Source organism: Aliivibrio sp. S3MY1, from assembly GCF_028765575.1.
GTDB lineage: Bacteria > Pseudomonadota > Gammaproteobacteria > Enterobacterales > Vibrionaceae > Aliivibrio.
This window is the reverse complement of sequence record NZ_JARACO010000004.1, coordinates 60,951-78,225: the sequence shown is the minus strand read 5'-3', so window position 1 is coordinate 78,225 and position 17,275 is coordinate 60,951. Positions and strand designations below refer to the sequence as shown.

Here is a 17,275-nt window from a genome sequence, read left to right as displayed (position 1 = left end):
TTATTTAGCATTAAATATCGCGATTGATAGTGGTGATAGGCTGTAATCAAAAATAAGCTGCTTTGCTTGGATTTTTGTATCTTGAGTATTGCAGATTAAAGACCAGCGAGAGTATTTTTGCGGCTTGGGTAATTCAAAGCGTGTTGGCTCATTTGATTGATTAATAATAATCAGTAACTCTTTTTCACCATTATAGATATTAAGGTGAAGGCATAAAGATTCAGCGCCATGCCAATCACTGTGTGTCATGTTATTGCCTTTAGATGTATACCATTCAACTTTTTGTTTTGTTCTATTTGTACCGCTAAATGCATTTATAATGGGTACCATATGAGTTTGTCTAGCTTGGATCATTTCTGATAACCAGGCTTTAAACTCTTGTGCTTCTCTATTTAGCGCCCAATTTACCCAGCTAATATCACTGTCTTGGCAGTAAGCGTTGTTATTACCTTGTTGAGTGTGTGAGCAAGCATCAGCAGCCAGAAGGTGAGGGATCCCAAAGCTAAACAATAACGTCGTCATCATATTGCGTTTTTGTTTTTCACGAAGTGCAATAATTCTTGGGTTGCTTGTTGGTCCTTCAACACCATAGTTATCAGAGCGATTGTCACCATGACCATCTCTATTTTCTTCACCATTAGCGTAATTATGACGCTCTTTATAGCTCACAATATCTTGAAGAGTAAAACCATCGTGGTAGCTAATATAGTTAACTGGCAGTTTATGTGGCCAGCGAGAAGCACTAACTAGATCTCTAGAGCCCATCAGGCGGGTTGCAATAGATTTTAGGTAATTTTGCTCACCGCGCCAGAAGCTCTTAGCGGTATCTCGAAACTTATCGTTACACTCATTCCATCCATCAGGAAACTGACCAACTTGGTAGCCGTTAGGGCCGATATCCCATGGTTCGGCAATCAATTTTATCTTTCTAAGGATAGGATCTTGGGCAACCGCTTTGAAGAAAGCATTGTTAGGATTAAATTGGTCATACTCACGACCTAATGTCGCTGCTAAATCAAATCGGAAGCCATCAATATGGTAGTGCTCAACCCAATAACGTAAAGTATCCATAACTAGGTTTAAACTTGCTTGATGTGTAATGTCTAGTGTATTACCACAACCGGTATAGTTAGTGTAATTACCGTGATGGTGTAGGTAATAGTCTTGGTCTAAACCTTTTAAATTAAAGACAGAACCGCCATTACCACCTTCTGCTGTATGGTTGTACACCACATCTAAGATCACCTCAATATTATTTTTATGTAATTCTCGTATTGCTGTTTTTAGCTCACGAACGGCATCATTTTTGGCGTAGCGAGGGTCTGGTGCCATAAAGGAGATAGGGTTATATCCCCAATAATTGACCATGTTCATTTCAAGTAAATGTGGTTCATGCATACAAGCGGCAACAGGGAGTAATTGTACGGTTGTGATCCCTTGCTGTTTTAAGTGAGCGATACTTGCAGGATCCGCTAAACCAAGATATGAACCTCTTACATTCTCATCAACTTCTGGGTTTAACAGCGTAAAGCCTTTTACATGAGTTTCTAATAAGATAGTTTCTGCACGAGGGATCATTGGATGCACTGTATTTTGCCAATCAAATTGATCGTTGATAACCACTGACTGAGCGAGTGTCCAACTTTGTTCTGCAGTGTAAGGCACTTGGTAATGAGGTGTGTTTTTTAGTGCTTTTGCATAGGGGTCAAGTAGAAGAAGGGCTTCTTGATCTTGAATGATTTTAAAGCCATAGGCTGTATTTTCTGTAATTCCCTCGATAAAAGTATATTTTATTGAGGCATATTCTGCGGTGAATGGGTATTCACAATATGTACCATCATCATTAAAAATGATTAATGAAACAGGAGATGCGGAGCTGTGGTGTACTGAAAAATTACAACCATCACGAGTAAGAGTCGCCCCTAGTGGGTACGGAAAGGCATGCTGTATGTTCACAATATTCCTCGAATAAACAACAAAAGCCCAATTGATGGTTGGGCTGTTAAAAATAAGATCATTACGATTAATGTAATATTTATTGAGCGCCAGCTTCTTTATAGAGCCTTTGGCACGCTTTTCCATCATTATGAAATAAATGACATCGATGTGCGGGAATTCCGACAGAGAAGACATCTCCTGCTTCAACTAACGCAGTGTCAGAGACACGGTATATCATATCGGCATCGGCATCTTCAATTGTTAAATAAATTTGTGTTTCATATCCCAATTTTTCAACAACTAAAACATTCCCCTTAATAACAGTGTCCCCATTTTCTGCTGATACTAAATGCTCAGGACGAACGCCTAATGACATTCTTTCACCGCGAGTAACATTTGTGCCATCAACCGGGATCCACAGTGTCGAGCCATTTTTAAATTGGACCTTAACTTGATCCTTCTCAACATCGTCAATGAAGACACTAATAAAGTTCATTTTAGGAGATCCAATAAAGCCAGCCACAAAACGGTTTTTTGGATAATGGTACAGTTCTAATGGCGCACCAACTTGAGAGACATACCCTCCATCTAGCACCACAATTTTTTCAGCCATTGTCATTGCTTCGACCTGATCATGGGTAACGTAAATCATGGTGCAACCTAGTTTCTTATGCAGTTTGGCAATTTCGATACGCATTTGAACACGTAATGCCGCATCAAGGTTTGATAAAGGCTCATCAAGAAGAAAAACGTCTGGTTGAGACACCAAAGTACGACCGATAGCCACACGTTGACGTTGACCGCCAGAAAGCGCTTTTGGCTGACGTTCTAGTAAGTGCCCTAGTTGTAGGATATCAGCGGCGTGATCAACACGTTTTTTGATCTCGGCTTTGTCGGTTTTCGCTAATTTGAGACCAAACGACATGTTATCAAATAAGTTTAAATGCGGATAAAGCGCGTAAGATTGGAATACCATCCCAACCCCACGTTTAGAAGGTTCGACATCATTCATTCGCTTATCACCCATGTATAAGTCACCAGAAGTAATGTCTTCTAACCCCGCAATACAACGTAATAATGTTGATTTACCACAGCCCGATGGGCCAACAAAAACAACAAACTCACCAGAGTTTATATCTAAATCAATATTCTTCGAGATTTTAACGTCGCCATAGGATTTGCAAACGTTACGTAAAGTGACACTCGTCATTGTGTCTATCCTCATCTAATTTTAAATAATTTTTACCAACTAGTTATCCAGCCTTGGCATTAGCTATGCGCTTTTATAGGGTTATTCTTATGTAAAAGGAGGCATTCGTCATCCTCCTCCAACCTCTTTTTTTTGGGGGAGTAGGGGGGAGGAGTATTTAGGTCACGTTTTTAAGAAATATCGACGGAGTTCAAAGTTTTTTTAAAATTCAACGTGAATAAGATCTCATTTTGGAGGGGTTTTGTGAGGTAGCTCAACTCTAATCTAGATTAAGATCACGCTTTTAAATGACAAGTGAAAAGGCGTAGAGAGTAGGAGGATGATTAAAGGGGCGTAATTACCGAAAATACACCCTGAAAATTGAATCATCACCTATTTTTACCTAACCCTACGGATGATTCGCTAATTATAAAGGAAGGATTCACAATGAAAAAAGTCCTCAGCACTGTCGCTTTATGCACAATGGCAGCTCTTGGTTCAATCAATGCTTCTGCAGCAATCGAAGAAGGTCAACTAACGATTTGGGTGACAGGTGATAAAGCCTACGAAGGTATGACTGAAGTAGGTAAACGTTTTGAAGAAGATACTGGGATTAAAGTGACGGTTTCTTTCCCAGAGAAAGCGGAAGAGAAATTTCCTCAAGTAGCGGCAACCGGTGATGGTCCAGACATGATCTTCTATGCGCATGACCGTTTTGGTGGTTTTGCTGAGGCTGGTTTGTTAGCAGAAATTAAACCATCGGAAGAATTGAAATCTGAAATTGTGGACTTTGCATGGGATGCCGTTGAATACAAAGGTAAAACAATCGCCTATCCAGTGGCGATTGAATCAGTCTCTCTAATTTACAATAAAGCATTAGTAAAAACGCCACCAAAAAACTGGGAAGATATTCCAGCGTTAGATAAAGAATTAATGAAAAATGGCCAAAAAGCAATCATGTGGCCTTTACGTGGTGGTGCTTATTTCACATGGCCTTTATTAGCGGCTGACGGTGGTTATGCCTTTAAGAAAACAGCCGATGGCTATGATGTTAAGAACGCAGGTGTAAACCAAAAAGGCGTTCAAGATGCAATGAGCTTTATTGAGACCATGGTAAAAGAGAAAACGATTTCAGCAGATATGGATTATTCAGTAGCAGAGTCTGAATTTGTGAAAGGTAACGTTGCTATGATGATCAACGGCCCTTGGGGCTGGGCGAATGTTGAAAAAGCAGGCATCGATTATGGTGTAACAACGCTGCCTAAGTTCCACGGACAAGCGTCTAAACCGTTCGTTGGTGTTTGGGTTGGTGGTATCAGTGCGGTTTCTCCAAACAAAGATCTAGCCGTTGAATTTTTTGAAAGCTACTTATTGACAGATGAAGGTCTAAAAAGTCTGAATGATGATAAGCCACTAGGTGCAGTAGCATTAAACTCTTTCCAAGAGCAACTCGGTAACGATCCACGTATCGCAGCAACAATGGACAATGCAATGAATGGTGAAATTATGCCAAACATTCCACAGCTCACAACGTTCTGGTACAGCATGGAAGAAGCGATTGGTAATGTGGTTGATGGTCGTCAAATGATTGGTGACGCACTAACGGCTGCTGAACAACGCATGACAAAATAAATAGCATAATTTGAGAGAGGGAGGAGCCTGTCTCTCTCAAATAATGAAATATCTCTTCTCATTAACGTATACCACTCTACTAAGTTTGTTAAACCATGAATTGGCTTACTAGGTTGGTATTTTAAAAAAGGTCTTGGAGCTTATGACAACAGCAGTCGCTTCGTATACGAATTATAAATCATTAGCAAAGTGGGGGTTATTATCCGCTATTGCTGCAATAAATGGCTATGTATGCGTACTTATGTATTCTCGTGGTGAAACGGCATTTGCAATGTTAACGTTAGTATTAACATCGCTAGCCGTTTATGTGTTTGGCAGTAAAAAAACGTATGCTCACAGATATACCTTTCCTGGTATTGCAGGGATGATTTTATTTATTATTTTTCCATTGGTTTACACTATTGGTTTAGCGTTCACCAATTACAGTGCCACGAACCAACTCACGTTAGAGCGAGCACAAACGGTACAGCTTTCAAAAACATTCCAAAGTGGAAAGAGTTATCAATTTCAGTTAATAAATCAAGGTAATGGTTATGCGTTAACCGTTAAAGATTCAGGAGAGTTATTTGCAACTGAAACGTTTGATTTAGCCAATGCGGTTGAGCGTGATCTGGTATTAGCTCCTGTTGAGTCAATACAAGGCAAGAAAGTAAAAATTAAAGAGATCATTGCGAAGCGCCCGAGCTTGAACTTAATTACACTGTCTTTGCCTTCAGGCGAAAGCATTAAGATGAGTGGCTTACGTAAATTTGCGGCAGTAGAGCCTTTATTTGTTCTGCAAGATGATGGCGAAACACTTTATAACAACAAAACAGAAACCTATTTTAAAGCAAATCATGAAACGGGCTTCTATCAAGAAGTGAACGATAATGATGCTTTCGTTGGTGATCCTATTTCTCCTGGTTTTGTTGTTAATGTTGGTGCTGCTAACTTTGAACGAATTTGGAAAGATGATGGTATTAAAGAACCTTTCATTAGTATCTTTATTTGGACGGTGATCTTTGCTACTTGTACCGTTGTTTTCACTTTAGCAATAGGTTTGGTTCTTGCTGCGGTAGTGCAGTGGGAAGAGCTTAAAGGTCGTGCTGTTTACCGTTTGTTACTAATTCTTCCTTATGCGGTTCCGGCGTTTATTTCTATCCTGATTTTCCGTGGTCTCTTTAACCAAAGTTTTGGTGAGATCAACATGCTGCTTGATAGTATGTTTGGCATTCAACCTAATTGGTTCTCAGATCCGTTCACAGCCAAAACAATGGTATTGATTGTAAATACATGGTTAGGTTTTCCTTACATGATGATCTTATGTATGGGTTTATTGAAATCAATCCCCGAAGATTTGTATGAAGCGTCTGCGATTGATGGCGCTGGGCCAATTCAAAACTTTTTCAATATCACTGTGCCAATGATGGTTAAACCATTAACACCGTTATTGATTGCTGCTTTTGCTTTTAACTTCAATAACTTTGTAATGATTGCGCTATTAACTAAAGGTGGTCCAAATATGATTGGAACCACAGAGCCTGCAGGTTATACCGATTTATTAGTAAGTTACACCTACCGAATCGCTTTTGAAGGCAGTGGTGGCCAAGACTTTGGTTTAGCAAGTGCAATTGCAACGCTTATATTCTTATTAGTTGGTGGCTTAGCGTTACTAAACCTACGCTTCACTAAATTATCAAATAACTAGTCGTTAAAATAATAAATAAGGATTCATTGATATGCCAATGGTTCAAGGAAAAAACTTAAAATATCGTATTTGGGCAACTCATGTAGCTATGTGGATTTTTTTAGCGATGATCATTTTCCCATTACTAATGGTTATTACTATTTCATTCCGTGACGGTAACTTTGCAACAGGGAGTATCATTCCTGAAAACCCATCATTAGAACACTGGAAATTGGCGTTAGGTATTGCGGTAGAGCATGCTGATGGCACAACGACCCAACCTCCATTTCCTGTTTTAACTTGGTTATGGAACTCAATTAAAGTTGCTGCGATAAGCTCTGTGTTGATTGTTGTATTATCTACAACCAGCGCGTATGCCTTTGCTCGTCTACGTTTCAAAGGAAAAGAAACTATACTGAAAGGAATGATGATTTTCCAAATGTTCCCTGCGGTATTAGCGCTTGTTGCCTTATATGCTTTATTTGACAAATTAGGCCAATACATTCCATTTTTAGGGCTTAATACTCACGGTGGGCTTATTTTTGCTTATCTTGGCGGTATAGCACTGCACGTATGGACAATTAAAGGCTACTTTGAAACTATTGATAACTCATTAGAAGAGGCTGCTGCGTTAGATGGAGCCACACCATGGCAGGCATTCCGTCTGGTGTTGCTTCCTCTGTCTGTGCCAATTTTGGCGGTTGTGTTTATTTTGTCTTTTATTGGGGTAATAACTGAGGTTCCTGTAGCATCTTTACTACTTTCTGATGTAAACTCGTACACATTAGCAGTAGGTATGCAACAATATTTATACCCTCAGAACTACTTATGGGGTGATTTTGCGGCCGCTGCTGTATTATCAGCATTACCTATTACATTGGTTTTCTTACTTGCTCAGAAGTTTCTTGTGGGTGGTTTGACAGCCGGTGGTGTAAAAGGATAACGATAATTATACGGACCCGACACATTTTGGGCAGGGTCCATTTGTGTGAAGAGCTTTATGATGGTTTGGTCGTCGATCGGAAAGTGTTCAGCGCAATATTGGCATTACGCATAGCTGGGTAAGTGTTGCAGGATGCAACTTTACTTCTTGTAATCAGAGCCTGAGTATTATCACTCAGGCTTTTTTCTATCTAAAATGTAGACATAGGAAGGGGGAGGGTTAGCTTAACTCTGAGCTATAAATCGTAGATTGATTTCTGCCGTGCTGTTTGGAGTAATAGAGTGCTTTATCCGCCCTCTCTAACCAGATTAAATAGTCATCATTTTCTTCGGATAACTCGCAGATACCTAAACTTATTTTATAAGTTATAGGAGAAGCAATACTATCATATTCAATCGTTTCCATTTCGATACGTTTACGTAGTCTTTCTGCGAAGTAGAGAGCTTGATCTGCATTGGTACTAGGAAGAATAACGGTAAACTCCTCACCACCATAACGTCCGCAAATATCGGTATTACGAGAGGTCTTACGTAAAAAATCTGCTGCGTTTCGAATGACATCATCACCGACAGTGTGGCCATAAGTATCATTAACTTTTTTAAAATGGTCGATATCAAAGATAACGACAGAGGATGTAGTTCCTGATATTTTTGCCTGTTCAAATTCTCTTTTTAAGCATGACTCCCAATAGGCACGATTAAATAGTTTGGTTAATCCATCGGTTTTACTTAGATCAGATAATTGATGATTTGACTCTTGTAAATGAATCTTATTTTGGGCGATACCAGTAACGTCATTAATTACTAAACTGATGTGAGAAACTTGACCATTTAATGAAGTTAGTGGTGAAAAAGTAATGTTTTGACGCATTTCAGGCAAACTATTAGAAAATGGGGTGAAATTCTTAAACTTGAATAAATAAGGCCTATCTTCCCAGCATGAGAAACCACGAGAGTTTAAAGTAAATGAAGCATTTATTTTTCTTCGTAGCCATTTCTCAGGTAGTTCTGGGATGATATCAAAAATAACACGTCCTAGGATCTTATCTGAAGTTATACCGCTGTAGGATTGCATGAAGCCATTCCACGCACATACTTGAAAATTTTTGTCTAATACAATTAACCCAGCATCTAAATCACCAATGACTTGCATTGCCCAGTGAAAGTCACCCATATCTGTCGTTATCATAATACACTCTCCAAAATAGACTTAATGGCAGTTAAAGAGTCGTTATCCATTAAAAAAATAACCTCGCCCCTTAAATCGATAGTCTTTGCTGAGTAGACAAATTCGATAGTGAAAATGTCACTCTCATACTCTTTAAGAAAAGAGGGGGGGTGCTTCAATGCCACTTTTAATTGCTCTGTTTCTAATACAATAGGCTTACGTACTGAAATGTTGGTATCTAACTGTTTATTGAATGAAGAAAGAAAGGTGGATACGAGCAGGTTAGATATATCCAAAATAACTTCATTGGTTGTTATTTGTTCATCTCCATTATCAACGTTTAATAATTCAGATAAGTCGTTACCATACAAACAAACAAGAGCCTCACCATTAATACCGTTTCCTACAAACCGTTGTGAGATGGCATGATATTCTGAATTATTTACAATATCTTGCAGTGTCATCTGTAATTCAGAGTGATGTAAAGAAGCTACATTTGGCAATGGCATGTCAATAAAACGGTTAAATTGCTCAGAGATAAGAGCGGCACTAGCGCCTATAGCCACATTACTGATCTCTTTAATATGGGCAATAACTTCTGAAAAAGAGAGGGTGTTGCTAGAGTTGTGATGGGCTAATTTAGCGCTTACAGGGATAGCATAACGATGAAGAAGAACCGCCATGACTTCAGGTTTAAATGGCTTTTCAAGAAATTCATGTGCGCCAAGATCATAACAGCGCTGCTTTGCTTTTTTTTGAATATCTCCTGAAATTACAATAATTTGAGTTGACTTAGAGTTAGGCGGAAACTGCTCAAGAACATCAAACCCATCCAATACTGGCATGGTCAAATCAAGAAAGAGTACATCAATCGAATGCTGTTTTAATATAGCTAAACATTGAGCACCATCCTCAGCGTAGTGAAGCGTAATCTCAGAGGTAAGCATTATATGGCTTGAGAGCATTTTACGTGCGATGGAAGAGTCATCACAGATTAATATATTCATACAAAATTAGTTAAATTTTCAACGGTATGTCATTTTTATTGTTATTAGGAGCTAAATCAATGATTTAATGATAAAATTTAGTTGTAACAGGATCTACTTAACACTTTTCATTATTTAGATTGAGGCCGGATAGCTGCCTATATTTGCGAATGTTGATCTAGAATAAGGAATTGATAAATAAAATATGAATAAACAAAAACAAAAGTTGAATAATTAAAAAAAAGTTGAATAATAGACGGGTAACAAAAGGCACAGATCTATGTGCAACCTACAGATGTATAATAATAGAGAATAATGATGAACAACGAATACGTATTAGTTATCAATTCAGGCAGCTCTTCACTAAAGTTTGCTGTTATCGATTCTGCTTCTGGTGATGCAGTATTAAGTGGTCTTGGTGAGTGTTTTGGCCTGGAAGATGCTCGTATGAGCTGGAAGTATCAGGGACAGAAAACAGAAATCGCCATTGAAGGCGAAGAGAACCACCATAAAATTGCAATTGGCAAATTAGTAGGGTTGACTGAAGAGTTAGGCTTTACTGATGGTATCGTTGCTATTGGTCATCGTATTGTTCACGGTGGTGAAAAATTCACACAAACAGTACGCATCTCTGAAGAAGTAACTCAAGAGATTGAAAGCCTATCAGATCTTGCACCATTACATAACCCAGCTGGTGCCATTGGTATCCGAGCTGCTGTTGAAGCCTTCCCTTCTCTTCCTCAATTTGCGGTATTTGACACAGCGTTCCACCAAACTATGCCAAAACGCGCATACACAGGTGCTATTGCTAAAGAGTTATATACTGATTTTGGTGTTCGTCGTTACGGTTTCCACGGTACAAGCCATTATTTCGTAAGCCGTGAAGCGGCGAAAATGATTAACAAGCCAATCGAAGAATCTAGCTTTATCTCTGTTCACTTAGGTAATGGCGCATCGGTTTGTGCAATTAAAGACGGTAACAGTATTGATACGTCAATGGGCTTTACCCCGCTTTCTGGTCTAATGATGGGGACTCGTTGTGGCGATTTAGATCCAGGCATCATTGAGTATCTACTTAAGAAAGGTTGGTCACAAGAGCAAGTGTTTAACTCTCTAAACAAAGAGTCTGGTTTCCTAGGTGTGTCCGGTCTAACAAGTGATGCTCGTGGTATTCTTGAAGCGATGGAAGAAGGTCACGAAGGTGCAACACTCGCATTCCAAGTGTTCACATACCGTGTAGCTAAGTACGTAGCTTCTTACCTAGCAGCGTTAGATTCTCTAGATGGCATTATCTTTACTGGCGGTATCGGTGAGAATTCATTACCAATTCGTCGTGAAATCTTAAACAACCTTAAAATTCTAGGATTTGTTGAAGATGTTGCTGGTAACGAAGCCGCTCGTTTCGGCGCTGATGGCATTATTGCTAAATCAGAAATGCTGAACGCTGTTGCAATGGTTATCCCAACCAATGAAGAGTTTGTGATCGCTCAGCAGTCTGTTGAATTGTTATAAATTATAATAAAAACATAGATTTAAAAGCGAGCTATGATGGTTCGCTTTTTTGTTTCTGGGGTTTGTGATTGCAACAATTAACGCGGGTTTGACGGAAAATAGCCACCTCCGTCATTTAAATTATTCATGTAAAGCGTTGCCAATTTAATAATATGGCCCAACACTTTTACTTGCGACAATTGGCTAACATTTCAAGAGTTTCTATGGCAGCGAGCATTTTAGAGCGAGCAGAGGGATTTGAGCTATGTATAGAAATAATACTTGGTGGTTCATAGCCATGTATTACAACATGTTCTTCTATCCAAAGTAGCACGGTATATCCCGTGCCTATACCTTCATCATCACCTAAATCATGATCGAGGCTAAGAGCTGTCACATTGTGTGTTCTCAATATATCGATGGTTTGTTGTGGAGTATATGTCCTCGTCCAGCCACTTGGGGTAGGTCGGCAATCATCAAGATAAACTTTCATAAAATCACCGTTGATAATTCAAAATGTGTTTGCCATTGAACATCAGGTAAAACTGAATAAGTTGATTTTGTCACAACAGTTAACAGTAACTCCCATGTTGGAAATTGGTTTGATGTAATTTTTGATACCAATGCATTGTCCGATAAATAGACAATTTCGCCCTTAAAATACCGTTGTCCATCATAGTCATAGAGAGGTATAAGTTCAGGTGGTTGAAAGTGCATTAACTCGAACTCAATAAGTTGGCTCGCAATGGTAAGCAAACTATCTCCGCAAGAAGTGAATTCAAATTTTTCAATTAAATGAGATAAAAATAAACATTCAGTTACGGACTCTCCATACTTCTCATATAGTCTGGAAATATCTTCACCGTTGTGAGATATCTGGTGTTGAATTGCAATATAGTGCTCAGCTAAGTGAAAGGTGTAAGTTGGCATAAAATTCCCTCCTTTGGTTTGGAGAGAGTATATGGTTGTTATGCGACAGATTCTGTCGCTTACTTTTATAAGATACCTTGCATCATAATGAACTAAAAAATTAAGTAATCGCTTAAAAATAGTATTTGTGGAATGAGGACTAAAAATGAATAAAGAACAAATTTTCAAGTTATTGCATGAGTTTATTCAACAACCCCGTATTCAAAGCACTCTTTCAACGATCAAGGAGTGTGATATCTCAGGGTGGGAAGGATAGCTTCAGGTTGAGTTTGCTCACTATGTACAGAATGAAGTTTACAACAAGAAAAAATTTCAATTTTCTTGGTATCGTGAGTATCGGAGGCCGTAAATCTATTTCGTTTAGACGACATAGCTATCACCTTAAGTGCATAGATGGCATTGAGGGCAACCTCGAAATAGGTATTCACAGGAAGTGTGACGACAATGCAACCCGCTGCGCTATCGTCACACTTTTGCTTCGCAAAAGATGCACGGTAGCTGCGGGCAAGAGGTAATCCTCTTGACTCCTAGCCCACCATGGTGGGCATTTCGTAGAGCATTTCTTCCCCTTAAATGAATTACTCACTTTCGTCATTATCACCTCTGTAAAACACATATTTAATGATATATCCCATTAAATACAACTCATACTCAAATTACATATACATTTAGTTAAAACACCTATTATTTCAGATAATTTGAAAATGAAAGTTAGAATATAATTGACCAATAACCATAAACTATAAAGGGTCAATATGGCAGTAACGATAAGTGCAAATGGACTCAGCATTGTTCACAAAAATTCTGATGGCAAAGCACATGCAACACTTCCAGATGTCTGTTTGACCACCGTAGGAAACGCTGTTGTTCCTATTCCTTATGGCAACTCAGCTAAATCGGCAGACTTGGCTAACGGAAGTAAAACCGTGACCGCTGATGGAGGAAACAGTATTGCGATAAAAGGCTGTTCATTCACAAAGAGTACAGGTGATTCAGGTGGTGATAAGAAAGGTATTGCATCAGGTACGATTGAAGGGGAAGCGAAATTTATTACTTCTTCTCCGACAGTTAGAATTGAAGGTAAAGGAGTGTGTCGCCTTTCTGACCAAATGACAATGAACAAAGCTAATACAATGTGTCTGGGCGGAATAGATCAAGATTCTGTCAACGTATCTACAAAAGAAGAAGGTGATTATACAATAGACATACATTGTTCTTACCCTCGTGATGGAAAACCATTTTCTAATGCGCCTTTTAAGCTAATCAGTAACGATGGTGTGATTATTCATGAGGGTAAACTTGATGCAAAAGGAAAATGTACGGTATCTTCATTGGCAAATGACTATTGTCATGTTCACTTTGACGAAAGTGAAGCGGATTATGCACTTGTAAACCGCAGAAAGAAGAACAATCGTTATAATTCAGCGCTCGATGATGCCGTATTCTTTGATAAATTAGTTAATCATGAAAGGGCATTCTGGTTACTATCTACAAATACCTCTAGGAATAATATTTGGGGTATTATGGGCTCTAATTTATTGAGCGATAAATATTTTATTCAAATTTTAGAACTCGAAATTCAATCTCATTTTGAATTAGCAATCAATGCAAAAGAAAGTCAGATAATGGCTCAGTTATTTATTAATGCACTTTCTCCTGAGGCAGGCTCGGAGCAAAGAGTAATTGATAATTTATTAATTGCGGCCTCGCCTCCAACGTATCAACTTGGGGCTATTATCGCGTTATTTATTCAATACCCAGAGAAGCAGTCTTACCATAACCTGTTAGCCAGATTGCGTGATTTAGGCAGAGGCAACCCAAAGGCATTTATTGATAATTTTGATTGGGTGTCATCAAAACAGCAAATCGCCACAGCGCTTGATTCACTCCTTTCAAAGCTTATCAACCGAATTGAGTTTCTGAAAACACAAGCTGACTTAAAACGTTATACTCCTCTGGTTAATATATTTAATTCACATATAAGCCAGCTAAAAACCTTTAAACGAACACTGACTGATGACATCACTACGTGTTTTAAACACACAAAAAATAAAATAAATCAGATATCTACAGACAATGATGATGTGTTTGTCGTTAAAACAGATAAAGTTGGGCATTCAATTGAAGCTAATGCCTTTGTTCATGTCGTACACACATTAAATGAAACCCCTGAACCACTTATTTTGCAATTAAGCTATGATGATCTGGAGAAAACTCCAGCGTCCAATATTCCATTTAAAGTCACTTTTTCTAATGAGCAAGTCTTTAAAGGGGTATTAAATCCAAATGGCTATGCACAAGTATGGGGAGGTCCGAAATTAACGGCGCACATTGAATTTGGTGATAAAGAGAAAGCACAAGAGGCAAAAGATAAGTTGCCAGATAGCTATAAAGCGCTTGATGTTGCACTGGATAAAATTGCCAAAGAAACAGCTGTAACATTACTTGATAATGCGAATGAAAAACCCGCGTCAGCGTTCGTCGTCGCCCAATTTAAAGAGCTGGTTGATGAACACCTTGCTGAACTCAATATACAAAAAGAAAATTTTAATAACTTAAGCTTTCTCGAACAATCATGGCAACAAAGTCAACATGCATTCTCTGGTATAAAAACTGGTATAACGGAATATGTTCCTGATTTGGGGGAGTTCGGAGAGTTAATGACATTAGCAAATATCGACATTACCAGTCTAGTGAATGCTATCGCATTTGGGGAAGTTGATGAGTTAGAAAAGAGTTTCAAAGACTGGAAACAACGTAATCAAGAGCAGCTCAGTGAAGCGTCAGAATCGATGGAAATGTTGATATTAATTGTATCAGACCCTGAAGCTCGACAGATTTTGGCAAGTTTACCGAAGAAAATTCTTGAAGCGATGCCTGCGGATAAAGTGACTGAAGTATTAGCTTCACAAGTTAGCCAAGCTGGTGTTGATTCTGTTGTTATTACGGGGAGCACGGCGGCAGGGGCATTTGCAGGCGGTGTCGGCGCACCAATAATGGCTGCAATTACTGTAGCGGCTACCACGGGTAGAAAAGCAGGAAAACTACTGGAAGAAGTCATTGATATTATCAGTGATATTGGCAAGTTAAATAAAGATAAATTTAATACACATGATAAAGTGCCGCATCAAGAAAAGAGTGAAACCAAGCTCCCGAAAACGTGCCCTATTTGTAACGATGTGAGTTGCAAAAACGAAACAAAACCGAGCTTAGGTAAAGGAGAAAATACCCGTAAAAACTCAGCTCTTTATGCGGGTATTCGCAAAAAAGTACCTGGTTATCCAAAAACTCACACATGGTATACAGGCGATCGATCACTGGAAGTTCATCATGTCATTCCCTGTGAATCGGTTGAAGATGATGACTGGGAAAAGATATTTAATCAATTCAGCTATAACATCAATGGCCCTCACAACAGCGTAGTGTTACCTGCACAAGCCATACTTGCTTGCGAACTCAATGTTCAGAGGCACAAAGGGAGCCATGATCAAGGAATGGCATTAAATATAGATGAGCGTGTTTTATCTGCACTGAATACACATGAGAAAAACAACAACAATAAAAAAATACTGGTATTTCAAGATACGCTTTTTGCTAAGAATAATGGGGATGATTTTCGCTACCCTAAAGCAGCGACAAAACTAATTAAGAAAGTTAAAGATTTGGTTGAGAAAGGTGATTTATGCAAATATGCCGACAACCCTAAAAAAATGAAATCTGAGTTTGAAAAGCGAATGACAGAGCACAGCAAAAAAATATTAGGGTATATCGATAGCTTTGAGTGGACAATTGCTTGGGACAGCCGTGATTATAAACCAAGCAGTAAATTGGGTTGTTGTGACAATAAAGGTATTGAAGCTAAGCGAGAAAATAATAACAGGGCAATAGAGTGCCCAGACAAAAGAAATCATGGGTTAGGTAAAGGTAAATTTAATGGCAAATTGGAACTAGGAGAATAGTATGAAATACGATGATGAATATTATGTATTAACAGAGCAAGGTGCGTCGGGGCAATACATGCTTGGAAAAATAAAAGGCAGTGATGATGGATTAAGCCGACTACTTTCACAGCGTTCGATAAAGAGATTAGTCAGAGGCCCAGGTAAGGTTCGCGTTAATAGAGGCGACAAAGCACGTTTTAGTCCTTGTGACTATCATGATACAGGAGATGATTTAGTTTCTGAAAAGTTTAAGCAAGTGATAGAAACCTTTACACCTCAACATGTTGATTTTTATCAAACGGATATCATTAATGGTGATCAGGTGTGGAGTGAGCATTATTTCATGCACATCTGGAATCATTATCGAGTTATGCATCATGGACGATCTAAAATTGATGGAACTTATGTGGATGATCATTTCATATTGGAATCGTTCTCATTGGATGAAAACGTGTTGGACAAAATCCCTCTTCAAGAGCGATTAATATTTAGGTTATCAGAAGATCCACAATTTCTTTTCCATGAAACCGTGGTAGCCGCATTAAAAGCAGCGAATTTAACGGGGGTGGGTTTTAAAAAAGTGAAAGACTGGGGAATAAGCAGTGGGTTTGATGATGATTTTTACGCTGATTTGTAAGTTATAATCTTATATCTAAGAGATAAGACGCTCATTTTTATGCTTATCTCGTCATCCGAATTAGATAAAACGTCTAACTGCGCTTTATCTAATTCGACATAACAAAACAGAGTGCATATTCTAGTAAGACTTCGTGCAAAAGTTAGTTAGAAACGTTTGTTCCGAACAAACATTCCGAACAAACAAACTTACTGAACATTGACCGATGTACCATCAAACATATAATACAAACAATCCGCAGATCCACTAATTTACATATAGCACCGCAAACATCAGATAAATAATCGGATTTCCTTGACGGTTAAATTTATTTTTGAGAAAGATAGCTAACTAACTGTAATTACAGCACTTTTATTTGATAGGTGTAGCATTTAGCTACCTAATCCCTATAAACCGTAAAGAGACAGCATTAATGAATAAAGGAATATGCAAAAATAAAAAGCAGCACAAAAGTTTATTAAAGAGACTCAGAATTAATTTGCAATACTTTACCAACTCCAACCAACGAAGAGTTCGTAATTGCTCAACAGTCTGTTGAATTGCTGTAAATCATAATAAAAACATAGATTTAAAAGCGAGCTATGATGGCTCGCTTTTTTGTTTTTGGGGTTTGTGATTGCGGCAATTAACGCGGTTTTGACAGAAATGGGGTTATACTCATTACTTGATGGGTATAAGGTTCTAAAAATGTATTCGGAACCGCCGTATGCGACCCCCACTTGTACGGTGGGGTGAGAGGACGGAGGCCTCCTCCT

12 protein-coding genes are annotated in these 17,275 nt (G+C 38.6%); 6 read left to right on the top strand and 6 right to left on the bottom strand.

Annotation, left to right across the window (positions count from 1 at the left end; all coding sequences use genetic code 11):
- Both glgX and malK read right to left on the bottom strand, forming a co-directional pair.
- Positions 1-1,956, bottom strand: coding sequence for a glycogen debranching protein GlgX (gene glgX, locus PVK62_RS04190; protein WP_274442978.1), 1,956 nt, complete (start codon positions 1,954-1,956; stop codon positions 1-3).
- A gap of 79 nt (positions 1,957-2,035) precedes the next feature.
- Positions 2,036-3,148, bottom strand: coding sequence for a maltose/maltodextrin ABC transporter ATP-binding protein MalK (gene malK, locus PVK62_RS04185; RefSeq protein ID WP_274442977.1), 1,113 nt, complete (start codon positions 3,146-3,148; stop codon positions 2,036-2,038).
- A 426-nt stretch (positions 3,149-3,574) separates the two neighbouring features.
- On the opposite strand from malK, the gene malE reads away from it, so the two are divergent.
- From malE to malG, 3 genes are all read left to right on the top strand, one after another.
- Positions 3,575-4,759, top strand: coding sequence for a maltose/maltodextrin ABC transporter substrate-binding protein MalE (gene malE, locus PVK62_RS04180; RefSeq protein ID WP_274442976.1), 1,185 nt, complete (start codon positions 3,575-3,577; stop codon positions 4,757-4,759).
- Positions 4,760-4,901: 142 nt separating this feature from the next.
- Positions 4,902-6,446, top strand: a complete 1,545-nt coding sequence (gene malF, locus PVK62_RS04175; RefSeq protein ID WP_274442975.1) for a maltose ABC transporter permease MalF — start codon at positions 4,902-4,904, stop codon at positions 6,444-6,446.
- Positions 6,447-6,477: 31 nt separating this feature from the next.
- The gene (malG, locus tag PVK62_RS04170; RefSeq protein WP_274442974.1) at positions 6,478-7,368 is read left to right on the top strand and encodes a maltose ABC transporter permease MalG; all 891 of its coding nucleotides are present in this window, start codon (positions 6,478-6,480) and stop codon (positions 7,366-7,368) included.
- Positions 7,369-7,587: 219 nt separating this feature from the next.
- Here the strand turns inward: malG and PVK62_RS04165 are convergent, their stop codons facing one another.
- Both PVK62_RS04165 and PVK62_RS04160 read right to left on the bottom strand, forming a co-directional pair.
- A complete protein-coding gene (locus PVK62_RS04165) occupies positions 7,588-8,556 on the bottom strand; it encodes a sensor domain-containing diguanylate cyclase (RefSeq protein WP_274442973.1) in 969 nt (322 codons plus the stop codon).
- Complete coding sequence (locus PVK62_RS04160) at positions 8,553-9,542, bottom strand: response regulator (protein ID WP_274442972.1); 990 nt, start codon at positions 9,540-9,542, stop codon at positions 8,553-8,555. The genes PVK62_RS04165 and PVK62_RS04160 overlap by 4 nt, the downstream gene beginning before the upstream one ends.
- 297 nt (positions 9,543-9,839) lie before the next feature.
- Between PVK62_RS04160 and PVK62_RS04155 the strand changes: the two genes are divergently transcribed.
- Positions 9,840-11,033, top strand: a complete 1,194-nt coding sequence (locus PVK62_RS04155; RefSeq protein ID WP_274443082.1) for an acetate/propionate family kinase — start codon at positions 9,840-9,842, stop codon at positions 11,031-11,033.
- A gap of 166 nt (positions 11,034-11,199) precedes the next feature.
- Here the strand turns inward: PVK62_RS04155 and PVK62_RS04150 are convergent, their stop codons facing one another.
- Both PVK62_RS04150 and PVK62_RS04145 read right to left on the bottom strand, forming a co-directional pair.
- Entirely contained in the window at positions 11,200-11,505 is a 306-nt protein-coding gene (locus PVK62_RS04150; RefSeq protein WP_338000106.1) for a cyclic-phosphate processing receiver domain-containing protein, read from the bottom strand.
- Positions 11,502-11,942, bottom strand: coding sequence for a hypothetical protein (locus PVK62_RS04145; protein ID WP_274442970.1), 441 nt, complete (start codon positions 11,940-11,942; stop codon positions 11,502-11,504). The genes PVK62_RS04150 and PVK62_RS04145 overlap by 4 nt, the downstream gene beginning before the upstream one ends.
- A 755-nt stretch (positions 11,943-12,697) precedes the next feature.
- Between PVK62_RS04145 and PVK62_RS04140 the strand changes: the two genes are divergently transcribed.
- Positions 12,698-15,901 (top strand): PAAR-like domain-containing protein, encoded by a 3,204-nt coding sequence (locus PVK62_RS04140; RefSeq protein ID WP_274449346.1) that lies wholly within the window; start codon positions 12,698-12,700, stop codon positions 15,899-15,901.
- A 1-nt stretch (position 15,902) separates the two neighbouring features.
- A complete protein-coding gene (locus PVK62_RS04135) occupies positions 15,903-16,520 on the top strand; it encodes an imm11 family protein (RefSeq protein WP_274449345.1) in 618 nt (205 codons plus the stop codon).
- The last annotated feature ends 755 nt before the right edge of the window (positions 16,521-17,275 follow it).

Excerpts from the sequence above, each read along its gene's own strand:
- malK (WP_274442977.1), bottom strand. The coding sequence starts at position 3,148 with ATGACGAGTGTCACTTTACGTAACGTTTGCAAATCCTATGGCGACGTT.
- malE (WP_274442976.1), top strand. The coding sequence starts at position 3,575 with ATGAAAAAAGTCCTCAGCACTGTCGCTTTATGCACAATGGCAGCTCTT.
- malF (WP_274442975.1), top strand. The coding sequence starts at position 4,902 with ATGACAACAGCAGTCGCTTCGTATACGAATTATAAATCATTAGCAAAG.
- malG (WP_274442974.1), top strand. The coding sequence starts at position 6,478 with ATGCCAATGGTTCAAGGAAAAAACTTAAAATATCGTATTTGGGCAACT.
- PVK62_RS04165 (WP_274442973.1), bottom strand. The coding sequence starts at position 8,556 with ATGATAACGACAGATATGGGTGACTTTCACTGGGCAATGCAAGTCATT.
- PVK62_RS04160 (WP_274442972.1), bottom strand. The coding sequence starts at position 9,542 with ATGAATATATTAATCTGTGATGACTCTTCCATCGCACGTAAAATGCTC.
- PVK62_RS04155 (WP_274443082.1), top strand. The coding sequence starts at position 9,840 with ATGAACAACGAATACGTATTAGTTATCAATTCAGGCAGCTCTTCACTA.
- PVK62_RS04150 (WP_338000106.1), bottom strand. The coding sequence starts at position 11,505 with ATGAAAGTTTATCTTGATGATTGCCGACCTACCCCAAGTGGCTGGACG.
- PVK62_RS04145 (WP_274442970.1), bottom strand. The coding sequence starts at position 11,942 with ATGCCAACTTACACCTTTCACTTAGCTGAGCACTATATTGCAATTCAA.
- PVK62_RS04140 (WP_274449346.1), top strand. The coding sequence starts at position 12,698 with ATGGCAGTAACGATAAGTGCAAATGGACTCAGCATTGTTCACAAAAAT.
- PVK62_RS04135 (WP_274449345.1), top strand. The coding sequence starts at position 15,903 with ATGAAATACGATGATGAATATTATGTATTAACAGAGCAAGGTGCGTCG.